Origin of the sequence: Halorubrum coriense DSM 10284, assembly GCF_000337035.1 — an archaeon.
In the GTDB taxonomy this organism is placed as follows: Archaea; Halobacteriota; Halobacteria; order Halobacteriales; family Haloferacaceae; genus Halorubrum; species Halorubrum coriense.
Genome location: NZ_AOJL01000044.1, coordinates 41,137 through 56,253 on the forward strand (window position 1 = coordinate 41,137; position 15,117 = coordinate 56,253).

The following is a 15,117-nucleotide window of genomic DNA, read 5'->3' on the forward strand; positions in this document are numbered from 1 at the left end:
CCAGGGAACCCCGTTCCGCGGTGCGCCGATCCGCGAGCCGGGCCCGGATCAGGGGCACCCGGGTTTGCTCCGTTCGGCCGGATCGCCGGTCGCCGCGGTCGCGACCGCCGTGACGCGCGTGATCGACAGTTCGTCCTCGGTCCCGAGGAACCGGATCTCGACCGAGTCGCCGGGTTCCATCGGCCGGTCGCCGCTGAACTCGACGGGGTACCTGTTCTCGACCCGGAAGAACGGCTCGTCGCCGCTGCGCGAGACGTCGTTCTGATTCGACTCGACGTACCGGAACGGTCCGTCGGCGGACGGCGGGTCCGTCTGCCCGCCGTCTTGGTACCGGTTGTGCGCCATCCGAATCGTCAGCGCCTCGCCGGCGGCGAAATCGGCCGTACAGAATTCGCCGGCGACTTCCCCCGGGTGCTCCCGCTGCTCGGTGTCGTCGCTGAAGCGGTTCGGGTTCAGAAATCGGACCTGACCTCCCTCCCCGTCGCTCCCCTCCCACCGGACGAGTATCGACCCCACCTCGTCGCCCTCGAAGGTCGGGCCGGCGGCGTACGCCAGCCGGACGACGTCGACGTCGCCGCGCGGCGCGTCCGTCACGCCGTCGTTCCAACCGCTCCAAGACCGGTGTTCGGGCCCGAGCGTCACCGTGGCGTCGGTGAACGCGCGCGGCTCCTGCGGCTCCGTGAGCGTGCCTCCGAGGTCGAGGGCGACGATCCCGATACTCGCCGAGAGTATCACCGCGATACCGACCATGAGGACGGTGGCGACGACGGTGGAGACGCCGCGGTCGTCGCGTCCGTTCATCGCACTCCGTTCCCCTCGACGTGACTGCGGATCATATCGCGATCGGTTCGCCGTCGCCCGGATAGCTGTGTCGACCCACCTATCATTCGAGATACTGGTCGTCAGTACACACTTATACCGGACGCGTGAACGATGCGTATGCGCGTCGCGCTCATCGCTCACGACGAGCTCAAAGACGAGATGGTCGCGTTCGTGGAGGCACACACCGACGCCCTCGACGAGTGCGAGCTGGTGACGACCGGGACGACGGGGAAGCGCATCGCCGAGGCGACCGGCCTGTCGGTGAACCGGCAGGCGTCGGGGCCGTACGGCGGGGACCTCCAGATCGGCGGGATGATCGCGGACGACCGGATCGACGGGGTCGTCTTCCTCCGCGACCCGCTGACCGCGCAGGCGCACGAGCCCGATATCTCGGCGCTGCTCCGGGTCTGCGACGTGAAGGACGTGCCGCTGGCGACGAACGTCGCGTCTGCGGAGCTGCTCGTCGACGGACTGCTCGACGGCGATTCTCTCGACTGATACCGCTACCAGCGGTGATTTAACCCGACCGCGCGAAGAACGGGTAATGACGCGCTCGCAACGGACTCGCGTCCGCGCCCTCGCCCTCTCGCTGCTGCTCGTCCTCGCGAGCGTCGGCGTCGGCGCGGTCGCGGGACAGGCCGCGTCGCCGGGAGCGACGGCCCACGGGTCGAGCGCGCCGACCCGCGCGTCCGTCGCGGGGGCCGCGCCCGGTCCCGCTACCGCCGGCCCCGGCGTCGACGCGAACCGGAGCGAGGTCGCGCCGATCACCCGGTGTTTCACCGGGAGCGGATACCCCATCTCGATCGGCGGCGACGAAGGGGGCGCGACGATGGACACGGTGATCCACCTCTCGGTGCTGACCGACCCTCGGGCCGGCAACGAGTTCGGGCTCGAGACCGCGGGGCGGCTCGACGGCGAGTCGATCGTGACGCTCGCGGCCGGCGTCAGGCTCACGGGGCGTGAGGCGGTCGCGAACGGCTTCGACCCGTTCGCGGCGTTCGACGTGCTGTACACGTACGAGCTACAGCTCCCGATGTTCGCCGGGTCGGTCGGCGACGCCGACTACGAGGACGACGGCTCGCCGATCGGGTCGAGCGCCGGCGCGGTCGACTGCTGACCGCTCGCCGCGACCGCTCGTCACGACCGCTCTCTCCGACCGCTCAGCCCGACCGCTCGCCGGTCGAGCCCGCCGGCCTGACGCCGCGTATCAGCGCCAACACCGCCTGTCTCGTCGCCTCGAAGCCGTCACCGGTCGGGTAGGCCCCGCCCGCGAGGAGGTACTCGCCGGACGCCCACACCGCGAGCAGCGCCTCCACCGGGACCGATTCGCCGTCGACCGCGCAGCGCCCGTGGAACACCGAGAGCGTCGCGCGGGACGCGCCGGGGTCGTCGACGTCGAGGCGGCGGTCGTCGCGGCGTTCGAGGTCACCGATGTTCCGCTCGGCGAGGCGCTCGCGGAACCCCTCGCGGGCCCGCGACTCGACGAGTCGCGTGAGCGCCCGGTTCGGTCCGGTGTCGGGCGAGATCCGGAGCCGACTCGCGAAGAAGAACGGCCGCGGCGGCGGGGTCTCGCGCTCGTAGCGCGCCGTGCCGGCGGTGACCGAGACCGGTCCCGCGTCGAAGGAGCGCTCGGTCGCCTCCGCGACGAGCGTCCACCCGTCGAGGTCGCCGGTGACGGTTGGTGGCTCCATGGATGCGCATCTCTCCGGACGGGAATAAAACGGACGGGCGGCGAGGGATATCGGCGTGAGGGACCCGGTCAGTGGTCGTCTTCGCGCCACTTGTGTTCGCACTCGGTACAGACGAAAAAGCGGGTCTCCGACTCGTCGGCCGAGCGGATCTGCTGCATGTACCAGTACGCGCGGTCGTTGTCGCACTCCGGGCACTGGGCGGTCGTCGTCGGGAGCCCCTTGTCCTCGGCGTCGCTCACGTCGACGACTTCGGACTCGACCTGCGACTGGGTCGTCCACTCGCTGTCGTCCGACTCGCGCCCGATCTCGTGGCCGCAGGAGTCGCACACCCAGTGGTCTTCGCCCGCGCCGGATTTCATCATGGATCCGCACTTGTCGCAGAACTTCATGCCCGAACCTACCGCGGATCGCATATAAGCGGCGGGATCGCGGGCGAGGGGCGCGAAGCGCGCTCTGACCCGCGAGCGACGCCGTCAGTCGTCGTCGAGGTGTTCGGCGAGCGCGAACCGCACGCGCTCCTCGTCGGGGCCCTTCGTCTCCCGACCGGTGACGACGACCTCGCCGATCTCGGCCGTGTCCGCGACGTGCGTCCCGGCGCAGGCGGTCCGGTCGTACGGCTCGTCGTCACCGTCAGCGCCCGCGATCTCGACGATCCGGAGCTCCTCGATCGAGTCGGGGAGGAGGTCGATCCGCGTCCGGTCGGTGTCGAGCGTCGCCTCCGCGGTCTCACGGTCCATCGTGTAGCTCGACACCGCGCGCCCGTCGGCGACGAGCTCGTTGAGCCGTGCCTCGATCCGGTCGAGATCGTCGTCGGTGAACCGGTCGTAGGCCGCGTCGAGGCGCGCGCGGTCGCGGTAGAGCTGATTGCCGGTCGTCCGCGCGTCGAACTCGTCGAGCAGCAGCGCGGACAGCAGGTGCTGGGCGGTGTGGTACCGCGAGTGGGCCGCGCGCCGGTCAGCGTCGATCTCGCAGACGACCTCGGTCCCCGGCTCCGGGAGCGCGGACGCGTCGGCCGCGTCACCCGTACCCTCGTGCTCCTCGGCCGGTTCGACCGCGTGATGGACCGTGTCCGCCATCTCGACGTCGACGACGCGCCACCGGGCGTCGCCGTCGGCCTCGCGGACCGTTCCGGTGTCGTGCGGCTGGCCGCCGCCCGTCGGGTAGAAGTGCGTCCGGTCGAGGACGAGCCGGTCCGGGTCCGAGAGGACGCGCTCGACGGTGGCCTCGAAGGTCGTCACCGCGTCGTCGGTGAGGTAGAGTCGCTCGGTCACGGCCGTGCGAAGGCGCGGCACGGAGATATATCCACGGCTCTCCGCGGTCGCTCCGGACCCCTCCGAGGCGGTCGCGCCGGAGCTACGGCTATCGCGACTGATAGACGGGTCTCCACGTTTATCAGCGCCGTCGGGCAACCGGACCGTATGAACTGCGGTGAGCGCGGAGCTCCGTCCGAGCGCGCGCAGAGCGAGGTGCTCGGCACGGTGCTGCTGTTGGGGCTCACCGTCGCCGTCGTCGGCACCACGGTCGCGCTCGGCGGGGCCGCGCTCGACGACTCCCAGCGGACGGCGGACTTCCAGCGCGTCGAGGGGGCGATGACGCAGGTGGACTCGAAGGCCAGCCTCGTCGCGCACGGGGAGTCGCCGGCGCAGCGCGTCCGGATGGACGTCCGTCGGAACGCCGATCTCCGCGTCGACGAGGACGCCGGCTGGATGCGGATCGAGGTGACGACGAGCGAGAGCCCGAACGCCACGAACGAGACGGTCCCGCTCGGCGCGGTCGTCTACGAGCGCGGCGGCGACACCGTGGCGTATCAGGGCGGCGGCGTCTGGCGCTCGACCGGCGGCGGGTCGACGATGGTCTCGCCGCCGGAGTTCCACTACCGCGGGACCGGCGGCACCGAGACGCTCACGCTCCCGCTCGTGACCATCGAGAACAGTTCCGAGCGGCTCGGCGACGAGGTGCGGATCACGGGGTCCGGAGCGCGGCCGGAGCAGGTGTTCCCGTCGCCGAACGGCTCGAACCCGCTCCTCGGCGGCAACGTCACGATCACGGTCCAGAGCGACTACGCGGACGCGTGGGGGCGGTTCTTCGAGACGCGGACGAGCGCGAGCGTGACGGACCTGACGGACCGGCGCGTCGAGGTGCGGCTCCGGACGAAGACGATTCACCCGACGCTCAGCGCCGGCGTCTCCGCGACCGGTCGGTCGACGTTCGACACCGGGGGCGTCGACCGCCTCGAGGCGGACAGCTACGACTCGACGGACGAGACGTACGCCAACCAGACGCCGTCCGACGGCGCGGTCATCCAGACCAGAGACCAGTTCCGCCTCACCGCCGGCGGCGGCGGTAACACGGAGACGATAACGATCCGCGGAGACCTGATCGCGGAGTCGTACAATATCCCGTCGGGGCAGTCCGACAAACTGAACGTCACCGGCGACCGCCGGACCGAAGCGGCGTTCGACTCGCTCCCGGCGGTCGACGGAGCGATCACGGCGCGGATCGACGACGTCCGGGACCGAGACCTCGCCGCGAACGGCGACTACCGCGGAAGCGGCTTCGACCTCTCCGGTGACGACGTGGAGGAGATAAGAAACGACACGTTCGTCGACGGCGACGTCTCGCTCGTAGACCAGGCGACGCTGATCGTCACCGACGGCGCGACCCTCCACGTCAACGGCACGCTGACCGCCGAGGGGACCGCGAGCCGCGTCGAACTCGACTCCGGAGGCGGCGACGTCGAGGTCCTCACGGAGGGGGCAGTGAACCTCACCGAGAACGCGACGATTAGGTCTCTCGGCGGCGGAAATGCTGATCTGTCCGTCGACGACTCGCTCAGTCTCGCGGGCACAGCGTCGGTGACGACCGGCGCGGACACGCGCTTGGAGGTCCACAACACCGGCGACATCGACATCGACGACGCCGCGTCGATGACCGCAGACGAGGATAAGAGCGGGAACCTCTGGACGTACTCCAGCGCGGACACCATCGAATTCGAGGGCGGTGTGGGGAACGGCGTGCGGTTCACCGGCATGTTCTACGCGCCGCAGAGCGCCGCCTCGCTCGCGGACGAGATGGAGATATACGGGTCGTTCACGTTCGAGACCTTCTCGTTCGACGACGCCGAGATCGACATCCACTACGACGAGTCGCTCCAGACGGAGCAGCCGTTCGAGGGGAACTCGGTCCCGGTGGTGAGCCACCTCCACGTCTCGAGACACGGCGTCGTCGTCGAGTCCGACTGACGACCGACGAGGGCCGTCGAAGGCGCACACCGACCGACGCGGCGGGCCGCTCGCCGTGCGCTCAGTCGACGAACTCGATTCTGGTGACGGTCCGCTGGACGACGAACCGGTCGTAGCGGTCGGCGTCGAACGTCACGGTGAGGTCGGGGCCTCCGCCGGTCGACACGTAGACCTGGTCGTGCTCGGACGCGAGGTCTTCGTAGTATCGTCGCCAAGCGCTCGCACGCGTCGAGTTGATCGAGAGCGTGACGTTCCCGGTCGCCGTCCGGTCGTCGACCGCCGTCTCCCGGGTGGCCCGCTGCCCGACGACGAGGACGGTCCGCTCGCCGCCCGCGGACTGCGCCGGCCCGCCGACTCCGTACAGCGAGTAGACGACGGTGTCGCCGACGAGGAGGTCGGGCGCTTCGATCATCACGCCGTCGTCCCCATCCATCCGGAAGACGGCCCCGTTCTCGTACACGATGCGCGTGTCGCCGGCGCCGCGGTACACGAGCGATCCGGTCTCCGTGACCGGGCGGGACAGCCCGCTCCCGTTGAGCCGGAACGTCGACTCCTGTTCGAGCCGGAGCTCGCCCCCGCCGAGACTGATCTCCGTTGCCCGGCTCGGCACGCCGTCGCGGCTGACGTCGTTGAGGTTGTCGTGGAGCACGTCGAACGCGCGCTCGACGTTGTTATCGCGCTCCGCGAGCTGGGCGTCTTCGAGACCGCCGAGCCCGACGGTGAACGTCACGGCGATGGTGGACGTGATCAGCGCGAACACCAGCACGAACCCGATCGTCTCGCTGACGCCGCGGTCGTCAGAGAGGAGTCCGGCGTCGGAGTCGGGCGGCCTCATCGGTCGTCCACCACCACTTCGCCGTCGGTCCCGGCGTCCGGGTCCCACCAGATCCGGAGGTCGCCGCCGTCGACGGTCGCGTTCCGGACTGCGACGTCGCCGCTCGTGCGGAACGGGACCTCGACGCTCGCGTCGGTCGCGTCGCTCTCCAAGGCGATCGCCCCCGCCGTACCGTTCTCGGTGACGCGTATCCGATAGCCGCTCGCGGAGACCCTGTTCGGGAGCGTCAGGGAGCGATTGACGGTGAGTTCGTCCGGCGAGGAGGCGCTCGACGCCACCCGGTCGACCGTTCCGAGGTCGGCCGCGATCCGCTCGCCGACGACGGTAAGCTCCCCGTGGGCCGCGCGCTCGCGCTGCGTCTCGACGAACGATCCGCCGGCGACGAACAACCCCGAGAGCAGCAGCGTCGATATCGCGAGCGTCATGACGTAGCCGACGGTTACCGACACGGCGCGGTCCGTCCCGCCGGGGGCCTCACGCATCGGGCTCACCCGGCGCGAGCAGGACCACGTCGCCGTACGTCAGCTCCGGCGTCCGGTGGAGGATCTCGACCTCGACGCTGTAGATCCCCTTCACTGCGTACGGGCGCGAAGAGGCGTCCGGAACCCCGGCCTCGTCGCGGTCGATACCGTCGTCGACGGCGACGACGAGGCTGTACGTTCCGCGCGCTTCGCCCCCGTTCTCGTACCGGATCTCGAACGGACCGCTCTCGGTCCGGACCCCCTCTGCCCAGACGAGCGCGTCGAACGGCTCTCCGTTGACCGTTCCGGCGGTGAGGTCCACGGTGTGGTTCCCGTCCGGCCGCGGTCTGAACGTCTCCGTGACCGCCGTCGTCCCGTTGTCGACCGTCACGTTGAGGTCGCCGCCCGAGTCGAACAGCGCCACCGACCACGTCTCGTTGGTCCCGTCGGCCACGACCGTGAACGCACCGCTCGCCGAGTCCGACAGCGAGGCGTTGTCGACGGTGAGCCGGTAGTTCCGCGTCCGGGTGACGTTGCTCGCGACGGTCCAGTCGGTCGTCCCGTCGGGGGCCGTCATGTCGCGGAACCCGGCGTCGGTCTCGTTCTGCGCGATGAAATAGCCCGGCTCGACGGTGGAGTCGTTCACGCGGACGTCGGCGACCACCCCGTCGCGCGCCCGGAGGTCCGCGACCGTGCGCCCGTACCGCTCCGCACTCGCGAGGAATGGGTCCGTCGCGTCGGCGGTTCCGTTCCGGTGTTCGCGCTCCAAGATCCCGGCGAGGTCGTCGACGGTGCCGTCGCGGAACTCGATCGCCTCCGCCCCGCCCGCGTCGGCGCCGCGGGTCGCGAGGTTCTCGGTGTAGATGACGGTGTTCAACAGGAGGACGACCGCGACGAAGAGGACCGCGAGCGTCAGCCCCGTGATCAGGATGATCTGCGCGCGGTCCTCGCCGTCGCCGTCGGCGTCGCGCCCGCGCCGCGGGAAGCTACTCACATCTGCCATGCGGTGATCCTCACCTCCGCGACCGTGTACAGGACCTCTGCGCGGTCCGCGTCGACCGGCGGGGCGTAGTACGACGCGGAGCCGTTCTCGGCGAGGGCGTACTCGTCGCTCGCCCCGAACCGATCGTCGCCGTACAGCGCCACCCGCGCGCTCGCCGTGGCCGCGTTGTCGCTCGGCGACCCCATGTCGACCATCGAGACGCGGCCGGTGCTGTTCCCCCCGTCTTCCGGGAAGTACACGTCGATATTGAAGGCGATCTGTCTGTCGCCGAACGCCTCCCGCAGCGGCGCGTGGAGCGGGTGTGTGGCGTTCGGGACCGACGCGTAGGTGCCGTCGTCGCCCGCGCCGACGAACCCGTCCCCGTCGTGGTACAACAGCGCCGCGGACAGGGCTCCGCTGTCGCCCGCCGTCGCCAAGACGTCCTGCGCCGCGATCGCGGCCTGGTTCTCGACGTGCTGGTTCGACGTGCTCGCGGACAGCGGCGTCACCGCCGTCGCCTGCGTCGCGAAGATGAGGCCGGTGACGAGGAGCATCGCGGCCGTGAACGCCTCCAGCGTGTGCGCCTGCCCCCGGTCGTCGGGGAGGTGTTCGACGAACATCTCACCACACCCGCAGCGTGAGCCGGTAGGTCTCGGGCGCTGCCCTGTCCTCGGGGTCGTCGACGGTGACGAGGCGGCTCGCGGCCGCGACGCTCCGGTCGCGCGGCGGCGCGGGCCCGGCCCGCATGGCGACCGCGGTGCCTCCGGCGTCGAGCGTCGCGAGAGTCCCCCCCTGCGTGACGGTGAGGTTGAGTCCGCGGACGTCGTCGACCCCGAGTTCCGCGTGGAGGTCGTCGGCGTTCGCCGTCCAGGCGCAGTCCGACTCGTCGCTCGCCGTCTCCGGGTCCGTCCCGTTGAAGAACGCGAGCGTACAAGCGTGCGACAGCGTCGCGGCCGACCCGCTCCCGGCGAGCGACGACTCCGCGAGCCGCGCGGCACCGCGCTCGGCGACGATAACGGTCGCGCCCTCGCCGACCGCGTACGGCTCCAGAAGCGACGGGACGAACGCGAAGGTGAACCCGACCGCGACGAGGAACACCGACATCCCGACGACGAAGTCGAGGACCGTCTGCCCGCGGTCAGCCGACATAGATCCACACCCCCAGCGCCAGCGTCATCAGGATCACGGCGTACTTGACGCCGGAGATCAGCTCCGCGTCGCGGATGTAGCCGCTGATGAACCCCGAGAGGATCGCCTGTATCGTCACCGCGTGGAAGAACAGGAGCGAGAGGACCTCGGGGTCGATGCTGCCGCCGCCGCCGAACCCCGCCCCGCCGGCGCTCCCGCCGCCCTCGCTCTGTGCGACCAGATCGCCCATCACGTCGATGAACTGCGTCTGGAGGATGGCCATCACGCCGAGCAGCGTCACGTACGTCATCACGATGATCGCCACCTGCATCCGGGTGCGGGACTTGCGCTCGCGCTCGATGTCGTCTTGGTTCTCCGAGGCCTGCGCGGCCGTCGTCAGCACGTCCGTGATCTGCGAGGAGGCCTCCTGCGCCTCGGTGATCAGCTTCACCGTCCGGGCGAGCCGCGGGACCGCGTAGGAGTTGTTGAACTCCACCAGCGCGTCGCGCAGGCTCATCCCGTAGTTCACCTTCGCGTGGATCACCTCGAACTCCTCCGCGAGCTTCCCGGTCGACGTCGCCGAGACCGTGCGCACGGATTCGAGCAGCGTCTGTCCGGTGTCGTTCGCCGACGAGAGCTTCCGCAGCGTCTCCGAGAGCTTCCCGGTCACCGCGCGCCGCGAGCGCTGGTGCCACTCGTAGAAGACGCCGAGCGGGATCATCACGACGTAGGCGGGCACGTAGAGCCACACGAACGCCGACCACACCGGGCGCGCGATCCAGCCGTCGACCGTCGTCGGAGCCGAGCCGGACGCGACCGCGATGCCGACGAGCGCGAGCGCCGCGGGGACGCTCAACGCGAGGGTGTACAGCGGGTTCTCGCGGAGGAAGAGGTGCGGCGCGGAGAGGATCTCCATCGTCTTGTGCGTCCCCTCGCGGTCGCGGATGCGGTCGAAGACGCCGAAGCTCCCGACGAAGGCCTCCACGAGCCCGAAGTGGAGCAGTCCCTCCCGGCTCGTCTGCCGGAGCCGCTCGCTGCCGCCGTCGGGCTGGAGGTAGCCGTCGCCGGGGTCGTCCTGCTTGACCGTCGAGACCAACACGAGGAAGCCGACGCCCACGAGCGGGATGAGCAGGTACACCGTGACGTACAGCAGGCGGTCGTCGGCCTCCCCCATCATCCCCATGATGACGAGGATGATGATGAGGAGGAGCGGGAACAGCGAGAGCGTCATGTACATCTCGCCGAACAGCTCCAGCGTCTCCAGCGTCATCTCGCGCTCCTGTTTCGACGTGCGGAGGTGTTTCTCCTTCTTGTCTTTCAGGAATCCCTCCATGTCGCCGCCGGAGTTGACGATGGAGAGCATGTCCGCGAGGAACTGCGAGAGCTCGTCGGAGGGCGTCTCCATCGACTGTTGGCGGATCGCGTTGCGGTAGTCGGTGCCGAAGTACTCCGTCTCGTTGACGATGCTCTGGAACTCGCGGGACACCTCGCCGTACGTGTCTTCGGCGGTCGCCATCGCGCGCAGGATCTCGAGCTGATTGAGCCCGCCGACGGAGAGGGCGTACATGAACGAGACGGAGTCCGCGAGCAGGAGGTTGATCTCCCGCTTCCGCGAGGAGGCGCGCGAGTACGGGACTGCGACGACGCCGCCGAACCCGACCGCGAACCCGATCGAGCCGAAGACGAGCCCGCTGAGCAGCACCGCCGTCGGCACGACGAGCGACCGGAGCAGCGTCCGGATCTCCGGCGTCGGCGCGGGGGCCCCGAGCGAGAGCGCCTCCGGGTCGATGAGGCCGAGCGAGAACGCGCCGTAGCCGACCAGCGTGCCGAACGCCCAGAGCGCCCCGCCGACGAGGAGACCGACCGCCAGCGCCAGCGAGACGTACATCTCGACCTGATCGGGCATCCGCGCCTCCGCCAGCTTGCGCTCGACGTCCCCGACGAAGTCCCCGTCGTCGTCGAACAGCAGCTCGAACACCGGGTAACACAGCTCCGCGAGGACGTTCGCGTCGACGCCGCCGTCGCCCGCGTCCACGTCGAGGCTCACGCCTCGGCCCTCACGCCGGACATGGCGTCACCCGTCCTCCGCGGGCTCGACCGTGCCGAACCCCCAGTCGTCGATGTCGTCGCCCGATTCGCCGTCGTCGTCGCTCTGGGTCGCGTCCTCCCCGTCGCCGTCACCCACCGATTCGCCGCCTTCGCTGTCGGTCGCCTCGCGCTCGGGCTCGTCGATCTCGCTCGACACGGGCTCCGCGGGGCTGAACCCCTCGCTCACGTCGGCCGACGCGTCCGGGTCGGGTCGCGCGTCTCGCCCTGACTCCGCGGGCGACGAGAGGACGTCGACGCCCTCGTCGAACGGCTCCCCGAAGTCGATGTCGCTCGGCTCGCCGGAGCCGTCGCCGGCCGCCTCGGGGACGCCCTCGAAGTCGCCGTCGGAGGCGGCCGCCGAAGCGCTCGGAGGCGGCGAGTCGTCCCCGGGCCGTCGCGTCGACCCCGGCTCGACCGGGTCGCTCGCGTCCGGCGCGGGTTCCGGACCGATTGGGGTCTCGTAGGCCGCGTCCGCCTCGCGCGCCGTCTCGGCGAGCGCCTCGCGGTCGGCCGTCGGCGCGGCCTCGACGTCGGCGGCGTGGTCCATCTCCAAGAGGGCGTCCGCGACGGAGTCGGGGACCTCGCCGCGGTACGTCTCGAACAGGTCCTCGGCCGCGTCGAGTATCTCGGCGGCCTCCGTTTCGCCGTCGTCGTCGGGCGTCGGACGGGGGACCAGCTCCTCCTTCTCGCGGTCGACGTTGATCAGTACGGACTCCATCTCGCGGAGGTCCTCCAGCGAGCGCTCCAGTTCGTCGTTAGCCATCAGCGCCAGCACCGTCTCCGGGTCGTTGATGAACGCCTGGAACGTCGCCGCCACCTGCGCGTAGCTGTTGAGCCCGCGGTCGATGAGGTACGCCAGCACGACCCGCCGCTTGCGGAGTTCCTCGTCGAGCGTCGCCCGACTCCAGCCGCGGTCGAACATGATGTCTTCGAGGGTGTTCGAGTCGCCCATCTGGAGGAACTCGTCCGTCTCGGCCTGCCACTGGAACACGTCTTGGACGTTGATCTCGTCGTTCTCGGCGTCGTAGTGGTTGATCTCGGTGATCGACTTGTTCCGGCGCACCTTCTTCCCCTGGACGCGGGTGGAGGTCTGGATGGAGACCAGATCGAGCGCCGTGAACATCGTCTTCGAGACGTTGATCGGGTCGGTGGTGAACCGCTTGAGCACCTCGCCGACGGAGTCGGCGTGGAACGTGGTGTAAGTGGTGTGGCCGGTCGACATCACCTGGAAGGCGGTTCGGCCCTCCTCGCCGCGGATCTCGCCCATCACGATGTAGTCCGGGCGCTGGCGGAGCGCGGCCTCCAGCAGGTCGAACTCGTCGATGTCGCCCTTGTCGTCGTCGGAGAAGGAGGGGCGCGTGACGGAGGCGATCCAGTTTCGCTGGGGGAGCTCCACCTCGCGGGTGTCCTCGATGGAGACGATCTTCGCGTTCGAGGGGATGAACAGGGAGACGGCGTTGAGGCTCGTCGTCTTCCCGGAGGCGGTGCCGCCGGCGAAGATCAGGCTCTTGTGGTTCTCGATGGAGAGCCAGAGGAAGGCCATCTCGTCGAGCGAGAACGTCTTCCAGTTGATGAGATCGATCGGCGTGAACGGCACGTCGTTGAACTGGCGGATCGTGTAGTTGGTCCCGTGGTCGGACACCTCGCGGCCGAGCGTGAGCTGGGCCCGCGAGCCGTCCGGGAGGGTGGCGTCCACCTGCGGCCTGCGCTTCGAGATCCCCTTCCCGGAGCGCTGCGCGAGCTTCACGACGAAGTCGTCCAGCTCGTCGGTGCCGTGGCGGATGTTCGAGATGATCTGCTCGTACTCGGAGTGGTAGACGAAGACGGGGGAGTTGTATCCGTCACAGGAGATGTCCTCGACGTTGATGTCGTACTTGATCGGGTCGATCCGCTCGTACCCGACGAAGTCGCGCTTGAGGTAGTACAGCAGCTTCTCGACCTGATGATCGGACAGGGTTCGCGCGTCCTCCGCGAGCACCGCGGGTTCGGGCCGAGCGCTGATCTCCGGCGGGTCGGACGGCGATTCGACCGGGGGCTCGTACCCGAGCGACTCCGCGATCCGGCCCGCGATCCCCTCGGTCGGGTCGACCCCGAACCGGTCGACGAGCGCGTCCGCGATCCCGCGCTCGTCGGCGTCGTCCTCGTAGAGCCCGTACCGGTCGAGCAGCGAGCGCGCCTCGTCGACTATCACCTCCTCGCGGAACGCCTCGTCGCCGCCCGCGATCGACTCGTCGGTGTACTTGATCGAGGTCCGGAGCTTGCCGGTGAGGAACGCCGTGAGGTCCGTCTCGATCTCGGTGCGGTACGGCTGGACGGCGTAGTACTTCGCCTCGTTCTCCTTCCGCGACCGGAAGACGATGACGAACGCGTACGGCTTGTTCACCCAGTAGCGCTCCTCCTCGCGGAAGTGCGTCTTCTTCGGCATCGGCACCGCCTTCTCCAGGTCGTACCGGTTCGTCAGCGTGGTGCGGCCCTCCGACGTCGAGAAGAAGGCGTCCTCGTCAATCTCCGGGTTGACGTCGACGGTGCGCTCGTCGACGAGGTCGGCGAGGTCGGACGCGGTCTCGCCGCCCGCGCCGAGCAGCTCCGCCGTTCGGTCCGGGTCGAAGCCGAGCGCCTCGGTCTTGTCCTCGTGGGTGAACTCCAGGGGCACCGCCTCTCCCTCCTCGTTCTCCTCGGTCGGCGGGTTCCCCTCCTCGTCGAGGAAGAACTCCTCGCGGTAGTCGTCCCACGTGTAGTACCCCTTCAACACGGGGACCGAGTAGGGGTCGTACCGGGCCGCGCACAGGTCCCAGAGGGCGTCGCCGACCGCCGCGGCGGCGCGGAAGCGGTAGTCCGTCTCGCTCGGGTCGAACCCGAGCAGCGCCGCCGGATCGAACTCGACCCGGTCCCACTCCTCCGACGTGGGCGGGCGGGACGGAACAGACTCGACGCCGTCCGCGGACGCGACGACGACGACGCCGGAGACGCCGCCGCGACCGACCGGCTCGTCGAAGACGGTGTCCGGGGCCGCGTCGACGGGTTCGGCCCCCTCGGAGTCGCGTTCACGGCTTCGGCCGACGTCGTCACCGGCCGCCGCGTCACCGTCGGGGGGCGTCGCGTCCGCGCGCTCGTCAGCGTCGTCTCCGTCCGCGTCATCGCCGTCCGTCTCCGCGGTCTCGTCCGCGTCCGGCTCCGCAGCGTCGCTCACCGATCCTTCCGTCACCGTGCCTTCGGTGGGGTCCGCGTCCGCGTCGCTGTCGGTTTCGGGGTCCGCGTCCGCTTCGGCCCCGGCTTCGGTGTCTTCCTCGGAGCCGTCGTCTTCGGGACCGTCGGCCGCCGGGGACGCCGCTCGCCGCTCCCCGGTCGGGACGACGGCCTTCCCGTCGAGGACGACGGCGTCGGGAGCGACCACGAGCGTGCCTCGCTCCGGAGTCCCGTGACCGGGGACCGCGGTCTCGCCGTCCGCCTCGAAGGGCTCGTCGACGCCGGCGGCCCGGACGACATCGCCGACGCCGTTCGGGCGGTGGAGCGCGACGGCGTCGGCGGGGACCGCCGGCACGTCCGGCACGTCGGCGTAGACGCGCTCTGCGGCCGCCTCGTGCCCCCGATCCGCGAGCAGCGACCGCCACGTGTACCTGTCGGTGACGGCCGAAGGGCCCCCGTTCGTCGCGTCCGGCTCGGTGCCTTCCTCCTCGGATTCGGCCACCCCTGCGTCCGTCTCCACCGCGTCTGTACCCGTCGCGTCCGCCGCTACCGCGTCCGGGTCGGCGTCCTCGTCCCCGGATCCGCCCGCGTCGGACGCCGAGCGAGCGCCCTCGGGACCGGATCGGGGGGCGGGCCGCTCTGCGTCCTCACTGTCCATAATCGCGAGAACGCCGTATCCGTT

14 protein-coding genes are annotated in these 15,117 nt (G+C 70.1%); 3 read left to right on the forward strand and 11 right to left on the reverse strand.

The genetic code is table 11. The features are described from left to right. Positions 1-48: 48 nt before the first annotated feature. The gene (locus C464_RS11095; protein ID WP_006113792.1) at positions 49-801 is read right to left on the reverse strand and encodes a type IV pilin; all 753 of its coding nucleotides are present in this window, start codon (positions 799-801) and stop codon (positions 49-51) included. A 138-nt stretch (positions 802-939) separates the two neighbouring features. Between C464_RS11095 and C464_RS11100 the strand changes: the two genes are divergently transcribed. After that, positions 940-1,320, forward strand: a complete 381-nt coding sequence (locus C464_RS11100) for a methylglyoxal synthase (RefSeq protein WP_006113793.1) — start codon at positions 940-942, stop codon at positions 1,318-1,320. A gap of 46 nt (positions 1,321-1,366) precedes the next feature. Beyond that, positions 1,367-1,939 carry a DUF7332 family protein gene (locus C464_RS11105; RefSeq protein WP_006113794.1) on the forward strand — a complete coding sequence of 191 codons (573 nt, stop codon included), beginning with the start codon at positions 1,367-1,369 and terminating at the stop codon, positions 1,937-1,939. Positions 1,940-1,982: 43 nt separating this feature from the next. Here the strand turns inward: C464_RS11105 and C464_RS11110 are convergent, their stop codons facing one another. The 3 genes from C464_RS11110 to C464_RS11120 all read right to left on the reverse strand — a co-directional run bounded on the left by C464_RS11110 (position 1,983) and on the right by C464_RS11120 (position 3,784). Further along, the gene (locus C464_RS11110; protein WP_006113795.1) at positions 1,983-2,513 is read right to left on the reverse strand and encodes a DUF6517 family protein; all 531 of its coding nucleotides are present in this window, start codon (positions 2,511-2,513) and stop codon (positions 1,983-1,985) included. Between the two features lie 68 nt (positions 2,514-2,581). After that, entirely contained in the window at positions 2,582-2,902 is a 321-nt protein-coding gene (locus tag C464_RS11115) for a transcription factor S (RefSeq protein ID WP_049911088.1), read from the reverse strand. An 84-nt stretch (positions 2,903-2,986) separates the two neighbouring features. Next, positions 2,987-3,784 (reverse strand): alanyl-tRNA editing protein, encoded by a 798-nt coding sequence (locus tag C464_RS11120; RefSeq protein WP_006113797.1) that lies wholly within the window; start codon positions 3,782-3,784, stop codon positions 2,987-2,989. Between the two features lie 147 nt (positions 3,785-3,931). On the opposite strand from C464_RS11120, the gene C464_RS11125 reads away from it, so the two are divergent. Beyond that, positions 3,932-5,755 carry a DUF7289 family protein gene (locus C464_RS11125; protein ID WP_006113798.1) on the forward strand — a complete coding sequence of 608 codons (1,824 nt, stop codon included), beginning with the start codon at positions 3,932-3,934 and terminating at the stop codon, positions 5,753-5,755. A gap of 61 nt (positions 5,756-5,816) precedes the next feature. Here C464_RS11125 and C464_RS11130 read toward each other — a convergent pair whose 3' ends face one another. From C464_RS11130 to C464_RS11160, 7 genes are read right to left on the reverse strand one after another with little or no spacing between them, the layout of a single operon-like run. After that, positions 5,817-6,590 carry a DUF7289 family protein gene (locus tag C464_RS11130; protein WP_006113799.1) on the reverse strand — a complete coding sequence of 258 codons (774 nt, stop codon included), beginning with the start codon at positions 6,588-6,590 and terminating at the stop codon, positions 5,817-5,819. Then, positions 6,587-7,072, reverse strand: coding sequence for a DUF7266 family protein (locus C464_RS11135; protein ID WP_006113800.1), 486 nt, complete (start codon positions 7,070-7,072; stop codon positions 6,587-6,589). Before C464_RS11135 ends, C464_RS11130 begins: the two co-directional genes overlap by 4 nt. Next, entirely contained in the window at positions 7,065-8,054 is a 990-nt protein-coding gene (locus C464_RS11140) for a DUF7261 family protein (RefSeq protein ID WP_049911089.1), read from the reverse strand. Before C464_RS11140 ends, C464_RS11135 begins: the two co-directional genes overlap by 8 nt. Next, positions 8,042-8,653 (reverse strand): DUF7288 family protein, encoded by a 612-nt coding sequence (locus tag C464_RS11145; protein ID WP_006113802.1) that lies wholly within the window; start codon positions 8,651-8,653, stop codon positions 8,042-8,044. The genes C464_RS11140 and C464_RS11145 overlap by 13 nt, the downstream gene beginning before the upstream one ends. Position 8,654: 1 nt before the next feature. Beyond that, a complete protein-coding gene (locus C464_RS11150; RefSeq protein ID WP_006113803.1) occupies positions 8,655-9,182 on the reverse strand; it encodes a DUF7287 family protein in 528 nt (175 codons plus the stop codon). Continuing rightward, complete coding sequence (locus C464_RS11155) at positions 9,172-11,208, reverse strand: type II secretion system F family protein (RefSeq protein WP_006113804.1); 2,037 nt, start codon at positions 11,206-11,208, stop codon at positions 9,172-9,174. The genes C464_RS11150 and C464_RS11155 overlap by 11 nt, the downstream gene beginning before the upstream one ends. A gap of 27 nt (positions 11,209-11,235) precedes the next feature. Continuing rightward, positions 11,236-15,093, reverse strand: a complete 3,858-nt coding sequence (locus C464_RS11160; protein ID WP_006113805.1) for an ATPase, T2SS/T4P/T4SS family — start codon at positions 15,091-15,093, stop codon at positions 11,236-11,238. Positions 15,094-15,117 lie beyond the last annotated feature (24 nt).

Excerpts from the sequence above, each read along its gene's own strand:
- C464_RS11095 (WP_006113792.1), bottom strand. The coding sequence starts at position 801 with ATGAACGGACGCGACGACCGCGGCGTCTCCACCGTCGTCGCCACCGTC.
- C464_RS11100 (WP_006113793.1), top strand. The coding sequence starts at position 940 with ATGCGCGTCGCGCTCATCGCTCACGACGAGCTCAAAGACGAGATGGTC.
- C464_RS11105 (WP_006113794.1), top strand. The coding sequence starts at position 1,367 with ATGACGCGCTCGCAACGGACTCGCGTCCGCGCCCTCGCCCTCTCGCTG.
- C464_RS11110 (WP_006113795.1), bottom strand. The coding sequence starts at position 2,513 with ATGGAGCCACCAACCGTCACCGGCGACCTCGACGGGTGGACGCTCGTC.
- C464_RS11115 (WP_049911088.1), bottom strand. The coding sequence starts at position 2,902 with ATGAAGTTCTGCGACAAGTGCGGATCCATGATGAAATCCGGCGCGGGC.
- C464_RS11125 (WP_006113798.1), top strand. The coding sequence starts at position 3,932 with ATGAACTGCGGTGAGCGCGGAGCTCCGTCCGAGCGCGCGCAGAGCGAG.
- C464_RS11130 (WP_006113799.1), bottom strand. The coding sequence starts at position 6,590 with ATGAGGCCGCCCGACTCCGACGCCGGACTCCTCTCTGACGACCGCGGC.
- C464_RS11135 (WP_006113800.1), bottom strand. The coding sequence starts at position 7,072 with ATGCGTGAGGCCCCCGGCGGGACGGACCGCGCCGTGTCGGTAACCGTC.
- C464_RS11140 (WP_049911089.1), bottom strand. The coding sequence starts at position 8,054 with ATGGCAGATGTGAGTAGCTTCCCGCGGCGCGGGCGCGACGCCGACGGC.
- C464_RS11145 (WP_006113802.1), bottom strand. The coding sequence starts at position 8,653 with ATGTTCGTCGAACACCTCCCCGACGACCGGGGGCAGGCGCACACGCTG.
- C464_RS11150 (WP_006113803.1), bottom strand. The coding sequence starts at position 9,182 with ATGTCGGCTGACCGCGGGCAGACGGTCCTCGACTTCGTCGTCGGGATG.
- C464_RS11160 (WP_006113805.1), bottom strand. The coding sequence starts at position 15,093 with ATGGACAGTGAGGACGCAGAGCGGCCCGCCCCCCGATCCGGTCCCGAG.